The organism is [Bacillus] selenitireducens MLS10 (genome assembly GCF_000093085.1).
Lineage (GTDB): Bacteria > Bacillota > Bacilli > Bacillales > Salisediminibacteriaceae > Salisediminibacterium > Salisediminibacterium selenitireducens.
Genome location: NC_014219.1, coordinates 2408174 through 2425630, shown reverse-complemented (window position 1 = coordinate 2425630; position 17457 = coordinate 2408174). Strand labels below are relative to the sequence as shown.

Annotated in this window: 20 protein-coding genes and 2 riboswitches; of the genes, 17 read left to right on the top strand and 3 right to left on the bottom strand. The window is 45.7% G+C overall.

The genetic code is table 11. The features are described 5' to 3' along the window. Positions 1-30: 30 nt before the first annotated feature. Positions 31-945: an aldo/keto reductase gene (locus tag BSEL_RS11215; RefSeq protein WP_013173129.1), complete on the bottom strand. Its 915-nt coding sequence runs from the start codon at positions 943-945 to the stop codon at positions 31-33. Between the two features lie 121 nt (positions 946-1066). On the opposite strand from BSEL_RS11215, the gene BSEL_RS11210 reads away from it, so the two are divergent. The 9 genes from BSEL_RS11210 to BSEL_RS11170 all read left to right on the top strand — a co-directional run bounded on the left by BSEL_RS11210 (position 1067) and on the right by BSEL_RS11170 (position 9780). Beyond that, the gene (locus BSEL_RS11210) at positions 1067-1609 is read left to right on the top strand and encodes an NUDIX domain-containing protein (protein WP_013173128.1); all 543 of its coding nucleotides are present in this window, start codon (positions 1067-1069) and stop codon (positions 1607-1609) included. Between the two features lie 125 nt (positions 1610-1734). Continuing rightward, positions 1735-2169, top strand: coding sequence for a ferric iron uptake transcriptional regulator (gene fur, locus BSEL_RS11205; RefSeq protein ID WP_013173127.1), 435 nt, complete (start codon positions 1735-1737; stop codon positions 2167-2169). A gap of 127 nt (positions 2170-2296) precedes the next feature. After that, on the top strand, positions 2297-3187 hold the full coding sequence (gene xerD / locus BSEL_RS11200; RefSeq protein WP_013173126.1) for a site-specific tyrosine recombinase XerD: 891 nt from the start codon (positions 2297-2299) through the stop codon (positions 3185-3187). A gap of 182 nt (positions 3188-3369) precedes the next feature. After that, positions 3370-4563 carry a phosphopentomutase gene (deoB, locus tag BSEL_RS11195; protein ID WP_013173125.1) on the top strand — a complete coding sequence of 398 codons (1194 nt, stop codon included), beginning with the start codon at positions 3370-3372 and terminating at the stop codon, positions 4561-4563. A 4-nt stretch (positions 4564-4567) separates the two neighbouring features. Then, positions 4568-5383 carry a purine-nucleoside phosphorylase gene (locus BSEL_RS11190; protein ID WP_013173124.1) on the top strand — a complete coding sequence of 272 codons (816 nt, stop codon included), beginning with the start codon at positions 4568-4570 and terminating at the stop codon, positions 5381-5383. A 15-nt stretch (positions 5384-5398) separates the two neighbouring features. Beyond that, complete coding sequence (locus tag BSEL_RS11185) at positions 5399-6259, top strand: purine-nucleoside phosphorylase (RefSeq protein WP_013173123.1); 861 nt, start codon at positions 5399-5401, stop codon at positions 6257-6259. Beyond that, positions 6256-7557, top strand: a complete 1302-nt coding sequence (locus BSEL_RS11180) for a pyrimidine-nucleoside phosphorylase (protein ID WP_013173122.1) — start codon at positions 6256-6258, stop codon at positions 7555-7557. The genes BSEL_RS11185 and BSEL_RS11180 overlap by 4 nt, the downstream gene beginning before the upstream one ends. 62 nt (positions 7558-7619) lie before the next feature. Continuing rightward, a riboswitch (Lysine riboswitch) is annotated at positions 7620-7796 on the top strand. 137 nt (positions 7797-7933) lie between these two features. Then, entirely contained in the window at positions 7934-9268 is a 1335-nt protein-coding gene (lysA, locus tag BSEL_RS11175; RefSeq protein ID WP_013173121.1) for a diaminopimelate decarboxylase, read from the top strand. A 77-nt stretch (positions 9269-9345) separates the two neighbouring features. Then, on the top strand, positions 9346-9780 hold the full coding sequence (locus BSEL_RS11170; RefSeq protein WP_013173120.1) for a peptidylprolyl isomerase: 435 nt from the start codon (positions 9346-9348) through the stop codon (positions 9778-9780). Between the two features lie 130 nt (positions 9781-9910). On the opposite strand, the gene BSEL_RS11165 is transcribed toward BSEL_RS11170, so the two are convergent. After that, positions 9911-10414 carry a PaaI family thioesterase gene (locus tag BSEL_RS11165; RefSeq protein WP_013173119.1) on the bottom strand — a complete coding sequence of 168 codons (504 nt, stop codon included), beginning with the start codon at positions 10412-10414 and terminating at the stop codon, positions 9911-9913. Between the two features lie 261 nt (positions 10415-10675). Here BSEL_RS11165 and BSEL_RS11160 point away from each other — a divergent pair, with 261 nt between their 5' ends. The 6 genes from BSEL_RS11160 to ribH all read left to right on the top strand — a co-directional run bounded on the left by BSEL_RS11160 (position 10676) and on the right by ribH (position 15371). After that, on the top strand, positions 10676-10948 hold the full coding sequence (locus tag BSEL_RS11160) for an AbrB/MazE/SpoVT family DNA-binding domain-containing protein (protein ID WP_013173118.1): 273 nt from the start codon (positions 10676-10678) through the stop codon (positions 10946-10948). 3 nt (positions 10949-10951) lie between these two features. Further along, on the top strand, positions 10952-11347 hold the full coding sequence (locus BSEL_RS11155) for a type II toxin-antitoxin system death-on-curing family toxin (protein ID WP_013173117.1): 396 nt from the start codon (positions 10952-10954) through the stop codon (positions 11345-11347). Positions 11348-11453: 106 nt separating this feature from the next. Continuing rightward, positions 11454-11604: riboswitch (FMN riboswitch) on the top strand. A 206-nt stretch (positions 11605-11810) separates the two neighbouring features. After that, entirely contained in the window at positions 11811-12902 is a 1092-nt protein-coding gene (gene ribD, locus BSEL_RS11150) for a bifunctional diaminohydroxyphosphoribosylaminopyrimidine deaminase/5-amino-6-(5-phosphoribosylamino)uracil reductase RibD (RefSeq protein WP_041581923.1), read from the top strand. A 68-nt stretch (positions 12903-12970) separates the two neighbouring features. Next, on the top strand, positions 12971-13630 hold the full coding sequence (gene ribE / locus BSEL_RS11145) for a riboflavin synthase (protein WP_013173115.1): 660 nt from the start codon (positions 12971-12973) through the stop codon (positions 13628-13630). A 23-nt stretch (positions 13631-13653) separates the two neighbouring features. Further along, positions 13654-14847, top strand: a complete 1194-nt coding sequence (locus BSEL_RS11140; protein WP_041582440.1) for a bifunctional 3,4-dihydroxy-2-butanone-4-phosphate synthase/GTP cyclohydrolase II — start codon at positions 13654-13656, stop codon at positions 14845-14847. A 56-nt stretch (positions 14848-14903) separates the two neighbouring features. Beyond that, positions 14904-15371, top strand: a complete 468-nt coding sequence (ribH, locus tag BSEL_RS11135) for a 6,7-dimethyl-8-ribityllumazine synthase (protein WP_013173113.1) — start codon at positions 14904-14906, stop codon at positions 15369-15371. 78 nt (positions 15372-15449) lie between these two features. Here the strand turns inward: ribH and BSEL_RS11130 are convergent, their stop codons facing one another. Further along, complete coding sequence (locus BSEL_RS11130) at positions 15450-15968, bottom strand: DUF309 domain-containing protein (RefSeq protein WP_013173112.1); 519 nt, start codon at positions 15966-15968, stop codon at positions 15450-15452. Between the two features lie 146 nt (positions 15969-16114). Here BSEL_RS11130 and BSEL_RS11125 point away from each other — a divergent pair, with 146 nt between their 5' ends. Then, positions 16115-16855 (top strand): segregation/condensation protein A, encoded by a 741-nt coding sequence (locus BSEL_RS11125; protein ID WP_013173111.1) that lies wholly within the window; start codon positions 16115-16117, stop codon positions 16853-16855. Between the two features lie 3 nt (positions 16856-16858). Continuing rightward, on the top strand, positions 16859-17452 hold the full coding sequence (gene scpB, locus BSEL_RS11120) for an SMC-Scp complex subunit ScpB (RefSeq protein ID WP_013173110.1): 594 nt from the start codon (positions 16859-16861) through the stop codon (positions 17450-17452). The last annotated feature ends 5 nt before the right edge of the window (positions 17453-17457 follow it).

Below are 17457 nucleotides of genomic sequence, written 5' to 3'. Positions count from 1 at the left end.
AAAGCGCCTTCTCCCGGAATCGGCAGTCCTCTATGATCTGTGGTTCTCGTATTTGTCTTCTTTCGTGATGAGTTTCAGGGCGCCGATTTTTTTGTCGTTTAATGGTTGATGATTCGCCGCAGCTGAATTATCGGTTGCCTGCTTAACGGAACTTGCACCAGGAACGGCTGTTGCGGTCTGTGGGTGGTCCAATACATAGCGAAGAGCAAGGTGCTGAAGAGACATGCCCATTTTGCCGGCTTCATCTTCAAGTCTGGGCAGTACTTCCTGAAGCTCGTCTTTACTGTATTGGAGATATCCGTCCTCTTGATGCCGTTCTTTCCACCCGTCACTTAACAACCCTTTCGCTACGGGTCCTCTTGCAATAACGGAGATCTGATGCTGTTCAAGAAGCGGCATCATTTCCTCGGGCCGTCTGTCAAGGAGACTGTATTGCATCATGACACTGTCAATGTCCGTGTTTTCTGCGAAACGCTTGATGACATTTGGACGGATTGAGGAAATTCCCCAAGCGCGAATGAGACCTTCCTGTTTCATTTCCTGAAAGGCTTCGACGACTTCGTCGAAAGGGTCTTCAATCGTACCGCCATGAAGCTGATACAGATCGAGATAATCGGTGTTCAGACGTTTAAGCGAATCTTTAATGGCCTGTTTTAAATAAGCCTTCTCCGGGCGCCAGCTCCAGGTCCCGTCACCCTTGGTCCAATCGTTTCCGCCTTTGGAAGAAAGAATAATATCGCTGCGGCGACCTTTCAGCGCCTTACCTGTATGTTCCTCATTCATGCCAAGCTGGTAAAGGTCGGCTGTGTCAAAGAAATTGACGCCCTGATCAATCGCTTCATGAATGATCCGTTCATTATCAGGATAGCTGTCACTGAACGACATGCACCCCAGTCCGATTTCCGATACATAGAGTGATGACGTGCCCAGTTGATTTCGTTTCATGAAAACACCTCCGTTAGTCCCTTACCCTGATGGGCGGGAGATTATGCATTTAAGCATGAAATCCATGGACCAGTCTGATAAAATGAAATGAGATTGTGTCAGTATGCAGAGGAGTGGTCCAGTGAAAAAGCTGTTTGAGGAAAAAACGATATCGAGAGAACCGATTTTCAAAGGTAACGTGATCGAAGTTGAGGTACAAGAGGTCTCACTTCCTGACGGGAAAACTTCAAAACGGGAACTGGTCCATCATAACGGTGCTGTTGCTGTGATTGCCTTTAACCGGAACGGTGAACTGATTCTTGTCCGCCAATACAGAAAGGCTCTCGAAAAAGCCATCGCAGAAATTCCGGCAGGGAAGCTTGAACCAGGAGAAGACCCCCTTTCATCTGCGAAACGGGAGTTACAGGAAGAGACGGGGATTCGTGCAGAACAATGGACGGAACTCGTGTCTTTTTATACAAGTCCCGGATTTGCCAATGAACTGGTTTACGTGTTCCTCGCTGAGGATTTGGAGGAAGGTGCGGCAAACCCGGATGAGGATGAGTTTGTTGAGCGGGTTGATGTTTCACTTGAAGAAGCGAAAGCCATGATTCGTTCAGGCGATATTCATGATGCCAAGACAATTTACGCGGTTCAGGTGATGGAAATGCGACATTTAAAATAATGATTATCTTTTGATAATGATTATAAAATGATAAAGACAATGATTCTCATTTGACATCCCTTTTTCCAGAGCTTTATAATGATTAAAGGTATCGTTCCGAACATCGTACAAACAGGGGGAAGAAGATGGAACAACGTATTGAACGGATCAAAAAGCAACTGCACTCACAAAGCTATAAACTGACCCCTCAACGGGAGGCGACTGTCAGAGTTCTTCTTGAGAATGAAGATGACCACCTCAGTGCAGAGGATGTCTACATGCTGGTCAAAGAGAAATATCCGGAAATTGGACTTGCGACGGTTTACAGGACGCTTGAACTGTTAACCGAATTAAAAATTGTTGATAAAATTAATTTTGGAGACGGGGTATCCCGATACGATTTGCGCCAGGAAGGTGCGAATCACTTCCATCATCATCTTGTTTGTATTGAATGCGGTGCTGTGGATGAAATTCAGGAAGACCTTCTCGATGATGTGGAAAAAGTGGTCGAATCACGCTGGAACTTTCAGATTAAAGATCACAGATTGACTTTCCATGGCATATGCTATCGTTGCCAATAACCGTAATCAAAAACAATCCGGATATCCGGGTTGTTTTTTCTGTGGATTTCATGGATAAAGTATATGAAGATGGCAAAAAGTATGCTATTCTGTAAGAGGTACGAACAACTTGATTCGGGAGGGGCATATGGATCGTTCTATTGATACCTATACGCATTATTTGTCCGTAGAAAAAGGGTTGTCGACAAAAACGATAGAAGCCTATGCCGGAGATCTTTCTGGTTATCTTACATTTTTGCAGGACACATACGGGATTTTCTCTTGGAAAGATGTAAATAAAAAACATGTGCTGCACTATTTACAGTGGATGAATCAGAGTGGAAAAGCATCGAGCTCAATCTCACGGACATTGTCAGCGATCAAATCCCTTCATGTATTCCTGATGCTCGAAAAAGAGATGGATGAGAATCCGGCTGTTCATATTGAACGCCCGAGAAAACCGGCTATTCTGCCGAAAACATTGGCGATCTCTGAAGTGGAAGCGCTTTTTTCTGCAGCGGAAGGAAACAGGCCTATTGATATTCGCACAGTTGCGATGCTTGAGGTTCTGTATTCAACCGGAATGCGGGTATCGGAGTTGTGTGCATTGGAACTGAAAGATCTCAATTTGGAGATGGGTTTTGTGAAATGTACAGGAAAGGGCAATACAGAGCGCATTATCCCTTTAGGAGAGTTTGCGACTGAAGCCATCCGGATTTATCTCGATCATGCGCGACCTGTCATGATGAAGGACAAAGAGCACCATGATCTCTTTGTCAATCATCACGGTCACCGGATCAGCCGTCAGGGATTTTGGAAGCTGATTCGTTCACTTGCAACAAAGGCGGGGATTCAAAAGGAAATCAGTCCTCACACCCTGCGCCATTCGTTCGCAACACATCTTCTCGAAAATGGTGCAGACTTAAGGTCGGTCCAGGAGATGCTTGGTCATTCTGATATTTCGACCACTCAGATTTACACCCATATTTCCCAAACGAGAATGAGGGATGTGTACCGTAAACATCACCCGAGGGCGTGAAGTTGCAGCGTGCAAGATGTCTGACTTCAGACAGGAGGTGTGAAGCGAGACCACTTGGGGTATGGGACAGGTAAAGACGATGAGAAGCTTGATCTATTGTTGAGTAAGGTTCTGTTTCTTCACTTCCGGATTCATCAAACAGTTCCTGAAATATATAAAATGATTAACAGGAGGTTAGTACAATGAATCACTATGAATTTAATCGCGTATTTCTCGTTGTAATGGACTCAGTTGGAATTGGAGAAGCGCCGGATGCCGAAGCCTTTGGTGACAAAGGTTCTGATACACTCGGTCATATCGCAGAAGAAATGAACGGGCTGAATATGCCTGTCATGGATTCACTGGGTCTGACGAAAGTGAAAAGCTATAAAGGTCAGACTTCTGTCGATCAGCCTTTGGGAAGCTATGGTTTTATGCAGGAGAAGTCCGTGGGGAAAGATACGATGACCGGTCATTGGGAAATTATGGGCCTTTATATTGATAAGCCATTCCGTACGTTTCCTGACGGATTTCCTGATGAACTGATTCAGGAAATCGAACAAAAGACAGGGCGCAAAGTGCTTGGTAATAAACCGGCTTCCGGTACTGAAATACTGGTCGAGTACGGTCAGCAACACGTTGATACAGGCGATCTGATAATCTATACATCTGCGGATTCTGTGCTTCAAATTGCCGCTCACGAAGAGGTTGTTCCCCCTGAAGAACTGTGGGAAATTTGTGAAATGGCCAGAGAACTGACCCTCGATGAGAAATACATGGTGGGTCGCGTCATTGCACGTCCGTTCGTCGGTACAGAAGGAAAATGGGAACGAACGTCAAATCGGCACGATTATGCCCTGAAGCCATTTGGCCGAACCGTTATGAATGAAATCAAAGATGCAGGTCTAGACTCCATTGCCATTGGCAAGATATCAGATATTTACGACGGCGAAGGGATAACCCAATCGATGCGCACGGAAGACAATATGGACGGCATGGATAAATTGAATGAATCACTGAAAATGGAATTCACGGGCTTAAGCTTCTTGAACCTGGTTGATTTCGATGCCAAATTCGGCCATCGTCGCGACCCGCTTGGTTACGGTAAAGCGCTTGAGGAATACGATGAGCGTCTGCCGGAAGTCCTTGAAGCCATGAAGGATGAGGATCTCCTCATCATCACTGCCGATCATGGTAATGATCCGGTTCATTCAGGAACCGATCATACAAGGGAATATGTGCCATTGATTGCATACAGCAAAAAGCTGAACCGTGCCATTGATCTTGGTACAAGAATGACGTTCGCAGATATCGGTGCAACAATTGCAGATAATTTCCAGGTTAAATTGCCTAAACACGGCACGAGCTTCTTGCCGGAACTGAAGAAAGGGAAGTGATCAGATGAACATCGAAAAAATGAACGAAGCCAGACAATTTATTGAATCAAAACTTGATAAGAAGCCATCCATCGGCCTCATTCTCGGCTCGGGACTAGGTGTACTCGCAGATGAAATCGAATCACCTGTTGTCATTCCTTATAACGAGATTCCCGGTTTTCCTGCCTCGACAGTGGCAGGCCACAAAGGCCAGCTGGTTATTGGAGAACTGAAAGGAAAAACGGTTGTTGCCATGCAGGGGCGCTTTCATTTTTATGAGGGCTATGACATGCAGACAGTGACCCTGCCGGTAAGAGTCATGAAAGCGATCGGTGTAGAATCCCTGATTGTCACAAATGCTGCCGGGGGGGTTAATGAATCCTTCCAGGCAGGTGATCTGATGATCATCAAAGATCATTTGAATATGTTCGGGACGAATCCGCTCATTGGCCCGAATGATGAAGAAGTGGGTGTTCGCTTCCCTGATATGTCCCAGGCATATACAAAAGAATACATTGAACTTGCCCATCAGGCTGCAAAAACCGTCGGAATCTCTGTGCAAGAGGGGGTTTATGCAGGGAACACAGGGCCGGTCTATGAAACCCCTGCAGAAGTTCGCATGCTGCGAACAATGGGTGCAGATGCAGTTGGTATGTCAACGGTTCCCGAAGTCATTGCTGCGAGACACAGTGAGATGAAAGTGCTTGGTATCTCTTGTATTTCAAATATGGCGGCAGGTATTCTTGATCAGCCTTTGACCCATGATGAAGTGATGGAAACAACGGAACAGGTCCGTCATGATTTCCTCAGATTTGTTAAAGAAATTATCAACCAACTGTAACAGGGGGCAACCGGAATGATTACAGAAAATATGATTAAAGAAGCTGCCGCATATATAGACAGTCACATACAAGAAAAGCCCGAAGTCGCCATGATTCTCGGCTCCGGATTGGGAGAGCTCGCAGACGAGATTGAAGATGCCGTTTTTATTTCGTTTGAAAAGGTGCCTCATTTTCCTGTTTCAACGGTAGCCGGTCATAAAGGGCAACTTGTGTATGGAAAGCTTGAAGGAAAGATGGTGCTTGCGATGCAAGGCCGCTTTCATTATTACGAAGGCTACACGATGCAGGAGGTTACGTTTCCGGTCAGGGTTATGCATGACCTCGGCTGTGAGGGAATGATTGTGACGAATGCATGCGGTGCGATGAATCCATCATTTAAGCCGGGAGATCTGATGATCATTGACGATCATATCAATTTTACCGGCTCCAACCCGCTTCTCGGACCAAATCTCGATGATTACGGTCCGAGGTTTCCGGACATGAGTGAGGTATACACGAAGGAACTCCGTTCGTTTGCGATGGATATCGGCAAACGGATCGGTCAGGAAGCTGATTTAAAGCGCGGCGTCTATACCGCAGTAAGCGGCCCTGTCTATATGGCCGGTGCCGAGTTGATCATGCTTCGTACATGCGGTGCCGATGTCGTTGGGATGTCGACAGTTCCGGAAGCAACAGTTGCTAAACATATGGGCATGAAGGTACTGGGGATCTCCTGCATTACAGATATGGCGGTTGGAGAATCAATCGAAGGGATCACACATGAAGAAGTCATTGAGGTTGCCGCAAAGGCGAAACCGCGATTCAAGGCATTGATCAGACAAATCCTTGCAGATTCAGAGAAAAGTTTATGGGAAAAGGGAGGAATCTCGTCATGAGAATGGTGGACCTGATTCAAAAGAAACGAGATGGCTATGCTCATACGAAAGAAGAAATCCGGTTTATTATTGATGGTTACACCAAAGATGATATCCCTGATTATCAGGTAAGTGCCTGGTCGATGGCGGTTTATTTCAATGATATGAATGATGACGAGAGGGCCTGGCTCACTGAAGCGATCGTGAACTCTGGTGAAACGATCGATCTTTCTGCCATTGAAGGTGTGAAGGTCGACAAGCATTCGACGGGCGGCGTTGGTGATACCACAACGTTAATTCTTGCGCCTCTTGTGGCAAGCATTGGTGTGCCTGTCGCGAAGATGAGTGGCCGGGGGCTTGGACACACTGGCGGAACCATTGATAAATTGGAGTCACTGAAAGGCTTCAGTGTCGAGATTACAAATGACGAATTTATCAATCTCGTAAACACAAATAAGGTAGCCGTGATCGGACAGACGGATAATCTGACGCCCGCCGATAAAAAACTCTATGGCCTCAGAGATGTTACCGGCACAGTAAATTCCATTCCGCTGATTGCAAGCTCCATCATGAGTAAGAAGCTCGCAGCGGGTGCAGATGCCATTGTCCTGGATGTCAAAACCGGCGCCGGAGCATTTATGAAAAAGCTCGACCAGTCCAAAGAACTGGCTGAAGCCATGGTGAAAATCGGGAATAATCTTGGACGAAATACAACCGCGGTTATTTCAGACATGAACCAGCCCCTTGGTTTTATGATTGGGAATGCCCTCGAAGTCAAGGAAGCGATTGATACGCTCAAAGGTGAAGGACCGGATGATTTGACGGAATTATGCTACACACTCGGCAGCCATATGGCGGTACTGGCGAAAAAAGCTGAAACCATTGAAGAGGCTCGGCAAATGCTGAAAGATGCTGTGGAATCCGGAGCTGCACTTGAACAATTTAAGTTGTTTATCCGTTCTCAGGGCGGGGATGCAGAAGTTGTGGATCATCCTGAACAACTGCCGACTGCGAAAAACGTTGCAGAGGTTACGGCAGATCAAGATGGATTCGTCAGTGAAATTATCGCTGATGAAATTGGAACTGCTGCAATGCTTCTTGGAGCAGGACGTGCGACAAAAGATTCTGTGATTGACCTCGCTGTCGGAATTGAACTCCATAAAAAAATCGGAGATCATGTCCAAGCCGGTGAAGTCCTTGCATCTTTACATGTCAATGACGCTGAAGTGGAACCGGTTATTCAAAAAGTGAAAGCCGCATATACTCTGACAGACAATGAAGTAAAAGCTCCTCAACTGATCTACGATGTGATTCGCTAAACGCCAGGGTTGCTTTTCACAGTCGTATGTGCTATGTTTTTCGTACTGAATTCAATCAATTAAATATTGATAGAGGTGCAGAGAGATGAGTACCGGATCCGCAGTCTGGACAGACGATGACGGTTCGGGGAAGGCGTATCTGCCGAAGTGTGAAAGACGGTCCGGTCTTCCTCACTGGTGATCAGCTGAAAAAGCTGCTCATTGTCACTGTTTATCAGCAGTGGAGCACTATCCTGTATATGAGAGATGTTTATGGATGTGCCTTGCACATCCATTTTCATTTGTGTGCAGATTGTGCTTGTTTGCAGGTGTCGAAAGGATAAAAGTTGTTAAGTCAATGGCAGGTTGCATTGTCAGAGAATTAGGAGGATGAACCATGGGTTTATATGGAACGAGCAGAATTAACGAAAAAGGACATCTGACCATTGGGGAAGTAGACGTTACAGGGCTCGCGGAGGCTTATGGAACTCCATTGTACGTATACGATGTGAAAGATATACGCGATCGTGCAGAAGCATTTAAATCAGCATTTGAGAGAGCTTCCGTACAGTATCAGGTGGCATATGCCAGTAAAGCATTCAGCTGTGTTGCCATGTTTCAACTGGCTGATGAGCTTGGATTGAGTCTTGATGTGTGTTCGGGCGGTGAACTTTACACGGCCCTTGAGGCGGATTTTCCAGTGGATCGTATTCATTTTCATGGAAACAACAAGACTGCTGATGAACTTGAAATGGCTGTAAATGAGCGGATCGGCTGTATTGTGGTTGACAATTTTACTGAACTGACGTGGCTCATGGCGATAACGGAAGCGAAAGAACTGCCGATGGATGTGCTGATCCGGATAACACCAGGTGTGGAGGCCCACACTCATGAATATATTTCCACCGGTCAGGAAGACTCCAAGTTCGGTTTTGATTTGAACAGTGGACAGGCGACGAAGGCAATTGACATGATTATGAATCATGATCATCTGCATTTACTCGGGGTACACTCGCACATCGGTTCTCAAATTTTCAAGACGGAAGGCTTTGAGCATGCGGTGAAAGAGATCTATAAGAGCCTCGAGAAGTGGAAAGATGATCTCGGCTATGAACCTGAAGTACTGAATGTGGGTGGCGGTTTTGGCATCCGATACAGTGAACACGATGAACCGCTTCCTATTGGCGATTACATTGATAAGACGGTGCAGGCTGCCCGATCAGAAGCTGATAAGCGCGGTATGAACGTACCGGAAATCTGGATCGAACCAGGACGTGCGATGGTTGGTGAAGCAGGGACAACCCTGTACACCATCGGTTCAAGAAAAGAAATCCCGACACTGCGCACCTATCTGTCTGTTGATGGAGGGATGACCGATAATATCCGTCCTGCACTTTATCAGGCTGAATATGAAGCAGTGGTTGCCAACAAGGGACATGCGCCTGAAGAGGAGCTGGTTTCCGTAGCCGGCCGCTGCTGCGAGAGCGGAGATATGCTCATCTGGGACTTGAAGATCCCTGAAACGGCCCCGGGAGATCTCTTGGCTGTATCCTCAACGGGAGCTTATGGCTACGCCATGGCAAGCAACTACAACCGGATGCTTCGCCCAGCCGTTGTATTTGTGGAAGATGGGGAATACGAATGTGTCATTGAAAGAGAGAATTATGCAGACTTGGTCCGAAAAGAGAGCCGTTATTCGAAAGTCGTTCCGGTTACCGAAAGAATGGGCTGAACAGTTTCTTTTTTGAGGAAATTCCGCTACACTGAAATGGTGCGAGACAAAGAATTGAATTATTGGAGGGAATCATCATGAAAAAAGGCGAAATTTCTTTTGAAAATGGCGAAAAAATCACAATTGAATTCTACCCTGAAGAAGCACCGGGTACAGTTGAAAACTTCGAAAAACTGGCAAACGACGGTTTTTATAACGGGCTCAGCTTCCACAGAGTCATTCCCGGTTTTGTAGCCCAGGGAGGATGTCCACACGGCACAGGAACCGGTGGCCCTGGATATACAATTAAGTGTGAAACAGAAGGAAATCCTCATAAGCACGAACGGGGAAGTCTTTCAATGGCACATGCCGGTAAAGATACCGGTGGCAGTCAGTTCTTTATCGTTTTTGCACCACAGCCTCATTTGAACGGTGTTCATACCGTATTTGGTCAGGTTGTAGAAGGTCTTGACGTGGTTGACCGTATCAAGCAAGGCGATGTCATGCAGGAAGTGAAAGTGTTTGAAGCGTAAATCGGTTGAATACTCACCGACGTTAAACCCGGTATACACAAAGCCCCTCACCAAGCGGTGGGGGGCTTTGTGTATAGAAATGCTTATAATACGCTTGAAAGCGCCGGATCCTGGTGGAATAACCGAAATCTTATGATTTGGTCTGCGTTGGATCAAAACTTGAAGGAGCCTGTACGGCAACGACTTCACCGTTTACAACATGCAATGTACCTGCGTAAACGGTAACGGTCACCTTAAATTTTTTAGGGTGGATTTCTTCAACCGAACCAATCGCCTTCAGCGTTTCTCCGTGAGGTGTAGGTTTCAAATAATCAAGATGGAGTGAAGCAGTCACAAAGCGAGGGGCGTCTTCACCATCGTCTGGCATGAATCCGTTCATTTTGTGCTTCATCAGTGCCGCTGACCCCGTTCCGTGACAGTCTACAAATGACGCCAGTAAACCGCCATATACAAAGCCGGGTATGGCAATCTGATTATCACGCGGTTCATACCAGGTGACGGTTGATGATTCATCCTCGTGCCAAAATGTCCGCAGCTTCATACCGTTTTCGTTCAGTCTTCCACATCCGTAACAATGGGCAAAGTCATCCGGATAATAATCCTGAATCGCCGCCATCTTCTTTTTTGAATTCATCTTTAACCCCTCCCGCTTTAACTGTGATTGAGCTCTCTGAAATAGAATCTTCGATAAGAGAAGACGATGTTCCTGCTTACTTTATTCAAGTCTGTAAAGATGATGGGTTTCATTATTTATCAATCTGACAAAAAGGAAGTCGGACGCATGGCACAGAGAGGTTTAGTTTTCGCTGATGAAGTGAAAATATAAACATGGATGATGTTCTTCATGTAATGATTGGATTTTTTAAACCATTCTATATCAAAGCAGGTGATTGACATGAAAAGAGAAGAATACACAGAAAGAATCCGGAAGCATCAGGACGAACATATGATTAAAATTCCGTCTGAGATCCTGGCGTTTTTACACGCCCACCAGGGTGATGAAATGGCCTTTCAGATCGTTGATAATCAGGTTGTCATTCGGCCGTCCCGCCAACTTGATCTGACAGGCCTTAAATTAGTCGAAGATGATTTTATAGATGGGATGCGACATGTCCTTGAACGTTATGATCAGACTTTTCGGACCCTCGCAGACAGAAGGGGGGAATAAGCCGTGCGTTATATTCTCCTGCATGAGTTAAAAGCTATCAATACATTGGTAAACCGTGTCTATACACCGGATAAACCTTTTGGTGTCAGGGATGAAGAACTGCTTCTTGAAGCGGCAGAGCGGCCGCTTCAAAGTCTCTTTGGTGAAGAAGCTTTTCCGACTTTCTGGTTGAAATGTGCAGCTTTATTCAGTACAACGCTGAAAAACAGACCATTTTATTATGGCAACAGAAGAACCGGCTTTGCTGCACTTGTGTTAATGCTTCATATGAACGGCTATGAATTGACCGCATCAGAAAATGAGGCTGAATCCTTCACGAGGTATGTCTGGACGGACAGGCCATCGATCGGCATTATCTCAGAATGGATTGAGAAACATGCGGAGAAAAGAGAAATTTGAATGTGACGATTTAACAAACGTCTGAAACGTACAGGTTGCCATCCTGAGAAGTTAGTGCTATGATTTAACTAATTAAGTGTGAAATCTTTTACAAATGAATATCTGTTTATTTCTTCGGGGTCGGGTGAAAGTCCCAACCGGCGGTGATGAAGCAGTCTTCTGTTTCTAAGTCCGTGACCCGTATATGTTTGTAGTATACGGTGGATTTGGTGTAATTCCAAAGCCGACAGTTACAGTCTGGATGGGAGAAGAAAGAAATCAGTGTGACAGGTTGTCATCTTTTTTGACGGATGACAAAATTCTGTATATCTGCCATTTTTGATTTACATTTTATGGTTAGAAACGTGCAGTTTTCCACTGATCTTCTGAACACGTCTCTTTTTACGTCCCGTAAGTATCGGGGCGTTTTTTATTTTCCGATTTCAGTTGAACGAATGATGCAATATATCGGTTTGAAAGGTTGATGGCAGTGAACGATGACCATTACATGAAACTCGCTATTGAAATAGCTGAGGCAACGAAAGGACAAACATCTCCAAACCCGCAAGTCGGATGCGTGATCGTAAAACACAACCAGATTAAAGGCATTGGTGCACATTTAAAAGCAGGTGAATGGCATGCTGAGCGCCAGGCATTGCACATGGCGAAAGAGGAGGCAAATGGTGCAACGGCTTATGTGACACTCGAACCGTGTTCACATCACGGCAAAACACCACCATGCAGCGACGCACTCATTGAAGCAGGAATCAGTCGTGTGGTAACGGCCTCATCCGATCCGAATCCGGATGTTTCAGGCAGAGGTATCCGGAGATTGAGAGATGCAGGCATTGAAGTGGTAGAGGGAGTTCAGAAGGAAAGAGCCGACCGTATGAACAGATGGTTCTTTCATGCTATCACCAAACAAACGCCTTATGTCACACTCAAATTTGCGACAAGCCTGGATGGAAAGATTGCCACTGCGACTGGAGAAAGCCAGTGGATCAGTAATGAGAAGTCAAGGGCAGATGTGCATCGCATCAGACACCAGGTGGATGGTATCCTCGTCGGACGGGAGACAGTCGTTCAGGACAACCCGTCCTTGACAACGAGACTGCCTGCTGGCGGGAAGAACCCGATACGGATTATTATGGACCGCACACTAAGAACGCCTCCTGACTCAATCATGTTAAATGACGGCCAATCACCTGTATGGATCGTAACGAATGCAGGGGCATCGCAAGAGAGGAAAGAAATGTTGATTGCATCCGGTGCTGAAATCATTGAGATTACTGATAAAGACCGGTTTATCGAAGAGATGCTTGAAGTTCTCGGCAGACAGGGGATCAGTACGCTCCTAGTAGAAGGGGGCGGCACAATCAATGATCAGTTTTTAACGAGAGGGCTTTTTCATGAAGTGATTCATTATCAGGCACCGGTGATCATAGGTGGCAAGGATGCGCAGTCATCTTTTTCCGGAGCAGGTGTTCAGCAGCTTGCCAATGCACCGCGATTGCTCCTCGATCAAGAAGAATGGTTTGATGACGATGTAAAAAGGACGTATGTTTATAAAGCTTAATCTTAACGAAATTGTCGATCCATCTGCCGGGGACCACCGATAAAGAGGTCGATTTGGAGGGGAAACAGATGTTTACAGGAATCATTGAAGAAAAAGGGAAGATCAGTCAGATGAAAGAATCCGGAGATGCCATTGTCATGACCATTTCAGGCTCGAAAGTGCTTGAGGATGTTCATATGGGTGACAGCATAGCAGTTAACGGTGTCTGTTTGACTGTTACGGGTTATACAGGTGATACGTTCTCCGTTGACGTCATGCCGGAGACCGTCCGTAATACCAGTCTTCGAAATCTGGGAACCGGTTCAAGTGTGAATTTGGAGAGAGCCATGGCTGCAAACGGACGGTTCGGGGGGCATTTTGTCAGTGGTCATGTGGATGGAATCGGCACGATCCGTTCAAAAAAACCGGAATATAATGCGGTTTATTATGAAATCGAGGTGGCCGAACACCTGCGTGATTATATGACGATGAAAGGCAGTGTTTCGGTAGATGGAACGAGTCTGACGATTTTCGGATTGACGGACCGCACCTTCACGATTTCAATCATTCCCCACACACTTGATGAAACAGTTATCGGTTCCAAGGGCCCCGGTGATATCGTCAATATTGAGTGTGACATGCTTGCTAAGTACATGGATGAGCTTTTAAACAGACGGTTTAATAAAGATGACAAACCTTCAGAGAAACTCACAGAAGCTTATTTAAAAGAACACGGTTTTTATTCATAACAGGGAGGTTGATTGAAATGAGTATTTTTGATCCGATTGAAGAAGCCATCTATGCGTTGGCACAAGGGGATGTCGTGATTGTCTGCGACGATGAAGACAGGGAAAACGAAGGCGATTTTGTGGCCTTGGCTGAAAAGGCTTCGCCGGAAGTGATCAATTTCATGATTAAGCACGGCCGGGGGCTCGTCTGCGCACCTATTACGAAGGAACGCGCGAGAAAACTTAATCTTGATCCGATGGTCGACCGGAATTCCGATCCGCACGGTACGGCGTTTACCATCAGTATTGATCATAAGCATACGACGACAGGCATCTCTGCGTCAGAGCGTTCATTGACGATTAAAGCACTGATAGATGAGACGACGAAGCCTATGGACTTTCAACGTCCCGGACATATCTTCCCTCTCGTTGCAAAAGACGGAGGCGTGCTGAGAAGAGCAGGTCATACGGAAGCTGCGGTGGATCTTGCAAGAATGAGTGGTGCAAAGCCAGCAGGGGTGATTTGTGAGATTATTAAAGAAGATGGCGAAATGGCGCGGGTTCCGGACTTGAAGAAAGTAAAAGATGAATTTGGTCTTAAAATGGTAACTATTAAAGACCTCATTAAATACCGGAATCGCAAAGACCAGCTGATTAAGCGGGAAGTGGAGATTGATCTGCCGACGGAACTTGGTGAGTTCCGTGCTGTCGGATATTCCAATATTGTTGACGGTAAGGAGCATGTTGCTCTGGTCAAAGGGGACATTGGCGGTGAAAAGCCAACGCTTGTCAGGGTTCATTCCGAGTGTCTGACGGGTGATGTATTCGGGTCCAAGCGTTGTGACTGCGGGCCGCAGCTTGAAGCAGCGCTCAGTCAGATTGAACAGGCCGGTTCAGGAATCCTTTTATATATGAGACAGGAAGGGCGCGGCATTGGTTTATTAAACAAAATGAGGGCGTATAAACTGCAGGAGGAAGGCTATGATACCGTAGAAGCCAACGAAAAACTTGGATTTGCCCCAGACCTCCGCGATTACGGAATCGGTGCTCAAATTCTTAAAGATTTGGGCGTGAAAAAGATGCGTCTCTTAACAAATAATCCGCGAAAAGTAAAAGGCTTGGACGGCTATGACCTGGAAATTGTGGAACGGGTTCAGCTTCAGCTTGCTCATTCTGCGGAAAACGAAAAGTATCTGAAAACAAAACGCGATAAACTGGGTCATATGCTGCATCTGTAAAGGGTATGCATGACCTGTAGATCGAATATACAAACACTTTCAGGAGGATGAAAACAATGGGAAAATCATTTGAAGGACATTTAGTAGGCACGGAATTGAAAATCGGAATCGTCGTAGGACGATTTAACGAATTTATTACGAGCAAGCTTTTGGGCGGTGCGCAGGATGCGCTCAAAAGACACGGTATTGATGACGAGCATGTAGATGTGGCATGGGTACCAGGAGCGTTTGAAATCCCGATGATCGCGAAGAAGATGGCTGAATCAGGTGATTACGATGCGGTCATTACACTCGGGACTGTAATCCGTGGATCCACGCCTCACTTTGACTATGTATGCAGTGAGGTCGCGAAGGGTGTGGCCCAGATCTCCATGCAAAGCGGCGTGCCGACAATCTTTGGCGTCTTGACAACGGACACGATTGAGCAGGCGGTAGAGCGTGCAGGGACTAAAGCCGGTAACAAAGGCTGGGATGCAGCGATGGGTGCCATTGAGATGGCAAGTCTTGTTAAACAGTTTGATTGATCGCGGCAGCAGAAGTTTAACAGGCTGAGGTACCAAAAAATTATGGAGTCATCACAAGAAAGAGGACACTGATTTCAGTCAGCGTCCTCTTTCTTTTTGTTTCAGTTCTTTGGATTGTTCTCTCGCTTCAATGACATCAGACCGGTCCCGCAGTTTGTGTTTATACATCAAATCAATGTCTTCGGGATGTGATAACCATTCGGCGTTCATCTTGATAGCTTTTGTTTGGCACTGCTTTTCAAGGTCTGGATCGGTTAGAGGCAAGTCGAAATTTTCGAAAGGCCCATTTTCGAGATTGATCTGGATGCGCCGCTTAACTTCACTGATCACAGCATCCTCGTTAATGGCGAGTTCCGTAAGCATACCCGGTGTTTCATCAAGGTGACTCAGTACTTTCCTGTAAAGTCTGAGACTGCCCTTCCGGTTTTTTTGTCGCTCATGATAAACTGCAACAGCAAGTTGAATCAGGGTCAGCCACTTTTTATCGCGGTCATTTTCGAGCCAGTATTCCTCCATGATTTCATGACATTCAAAATAATCCCGGGTTGCCTGAAAGTGTATCAAGTAGTCAATATACGATTCAGAATAGATTGGCATGAGACATTCCTCCATCAGTCAGGATTCAAGTTAGATCATTTCTACTTCATCATAGCTGAATCAGAGAACGATGTGAAGGCATAAGAGACTGTTATCGGCAGTTTATCTTTATGATATAATGCAAACTAGGAAGGGATTGAGGGTTTATGTTGCAATACAGTGTCAAACTCCACAGCTTTGAAGGCCCTTTGGATCTTCTGCTGCACCTGATTCAAAAAAATGACCTTGATTTATATGATATCCCGGTCAGGGAGATCACTGAGCAGTACATGACTTACATACACGCCATGCAAGTTTTGCATTTGGATATTGCCAGTGAGTATCTAGTTATGGCGGCGACGTTGCTTCAAATGAAAAGCAAACTTCTGCTTCCTGTGGAAGAAGAAATACTTGATGAGGATATACTGGACTATGAAGAGGACCCAAGGGATGAACTGATGCAGAAGCTGATCGAATATAAGCGTTACAAAGATGCCGCCTCTGATTTGAAGGAACGGGAAAGTAAACGAAGTGATCTCTTCTCGAGACCCATGACCGACCTCACACCCTTTCTTAATAAAGAGGATCAGGAAGCGCAGCTGAATGCCTCAATCTATGACATGCTGAAAGCTTTCAAGAAGATGAACAAACGTCATGAACGTTATAAACCGGTCTTAAGAAAAGTGCAACGTGACGCTGTCCCGATTGAAACGCAAATGGGTTATATCATGCAAAGTCTGGGGAGAAATCAAGGTGTATCGACATTTTCTTTGCTGGTTGAAGAACGCTCCTCTCATGAGCGTGTTGTCACATTTCTTGCTCTGCTTGAGTTAATGAAATCAAAGGCAGTCAGGTGCGAACAACCTGATAATTTTCACGATATTTGGATATATCGCCGGGAGGTCTGAAGATTGCAAAGCCAGGAAGTAAAAGCAGTCATTGAAGGATTATTATTTGTCAGTGGCGAAGAAGGTATTGATGAAAAACAAATGATGGATGTTTTGTCCATTGACCGGAAATCCTTAAAGTTCTACCTCAATGAAATGCGGGAACTTTTTGCATCATCCGGACGGGGTCTTCAAATCGTTGAATCCGGTGGCGTGTATCAATTAACCACAAAAGAAGAACATGCCCCTTTCTTTAAGAAGTTGGTCCAGTCACCTGCTTCGACCACCCTTTCACAAGCAGCTCTTGAGTGTCTGGCCATCATAGCCTACAGGCAACCGATATCAAGAATCGAGATCGAAGATATTCGGGGAGTGAAATCAGAACGTCCGATTCGGACACTTGTATCAAAAGAATTGATCAGGGAAGCAGGAAGAGTTGAAGGAACAGGCAGGGCCATCCTTTTTGGAACAACCCGTAAGTTTTTGGAACAGTTTGGGTTAACTTCACTTGACGAATTGCCCGAACTGTCCGAGCATATTGATGAACAGGATGTTCAAAACGAACTTGATTTGTTTCATCATATGAGAGAAGATCAGGCAGTCAATACAATCAGATAAGGGGA

Bases quoted from the DNA above. Each gene is read 5' to 3' on its own strand.
- BSEL_RS11215 (WP_013173129.1), bottom strand. From the start codon at position 945: ATGAAACGAAATCAACTGGGCACGTCATCACTCTATGTATCGGAAATC.
- BSEL_RS11165 (WP_013173119.1), bottom strand. From the start codon at position 10,414: ATGAATTCAAAAAAGAAGATGGCGGCGATTCAGGATTATTATCCGGAT.
- BSEL_RS11130 (WP_013173112.1), bottom strand. From the start codon at position 15,968: ATGCCAATCTATTCTGAATCGTATATTGACTACTTGATACACTTTCAG.
- xerD (WP_013173126.1), top strand. From the start codon at position 2,297: ATGGATCGTTCTATTGATACCTATACGCATTATTTGTCCGTAGAAAAA.
- BSEL_RS11185 (WP_013173123.1), top strand. From the start codon at position 5,399: ATGATTACAGAAAATATGATTAAAGAAGCTGCCGCATATATAGACAGT.
- fur (WP_013173127.1), top strand. From the start codon at position 1,735: ATGGAACAACGTATTGAACGGATCAAAAAGCAACTGCACTCACAAAGC.
- ribH (WP_013173113.1), top strand. From the start codon at position 14,904: ATGGGAAAATCATTTGAAGGACATTTAGTAGGCACGGAATTGAAAATC.
- BSEL_RS11170 (WP_013173120.1), top strand. From the start codon at position 9,346: ATGAAAAAAGGCGAAATTTCTTTTGAAAATGGCGAAAAAATCACAATT.
- ribD (WP_041581923.1), top strand. From the start codon at position 11,811: ATGGCAGTGAACGATGACCATTACATGAAACTCGCTATTGAAATAGCT.
- BSEL_RS11190 (WP_013173124.1), top strand. From the start codon at position 4,568: ATGAACATCGAAAAAATGAACGAAGCCAGACAATTTATTGAATCAAAA.
- BSEL_RS11160 (WP_013173118.1), top strand. From the start codon at position 10,676: ATGAAAAGAGAAGAATACACAGAAAGAATCCGGAAGCATCAGGACGAA.
- ribE (WP_013173115.1), top strand. From the start codon at position 12,971: ATGTTTACAGGAATCATTGAAGAAAAAGGGAAGATCAGTCAGATGAAA.
- BSEL_RS11125 (WP_013173111.1), top strand. From the start codon at position 16,115: ATGTTGCAATACAGTGTCAAACTCCACAGCTTTGAAGGCCCTTTGGAT.
- BSEL_RS11180 (WP_013173122.1), top strand. From the start codon at position 6,256: ATGAGAATGGTGGACCTGATTCAAAAGAAACGAGATGGCTATGCTCAT.
- lysA (WP_013173121.1), top strand. From the start codon at position 7,934: ATGGGTTTATATGGAACGAGCAGAATTAACGAAAAAGGACATCTGACC.
- deoB (WP_013173125.1), top strand. From the start codon at position 3,370: ATGAATCACTATGAATTTAATCGCGTATTTCTCGTTGTAATGGACTCA.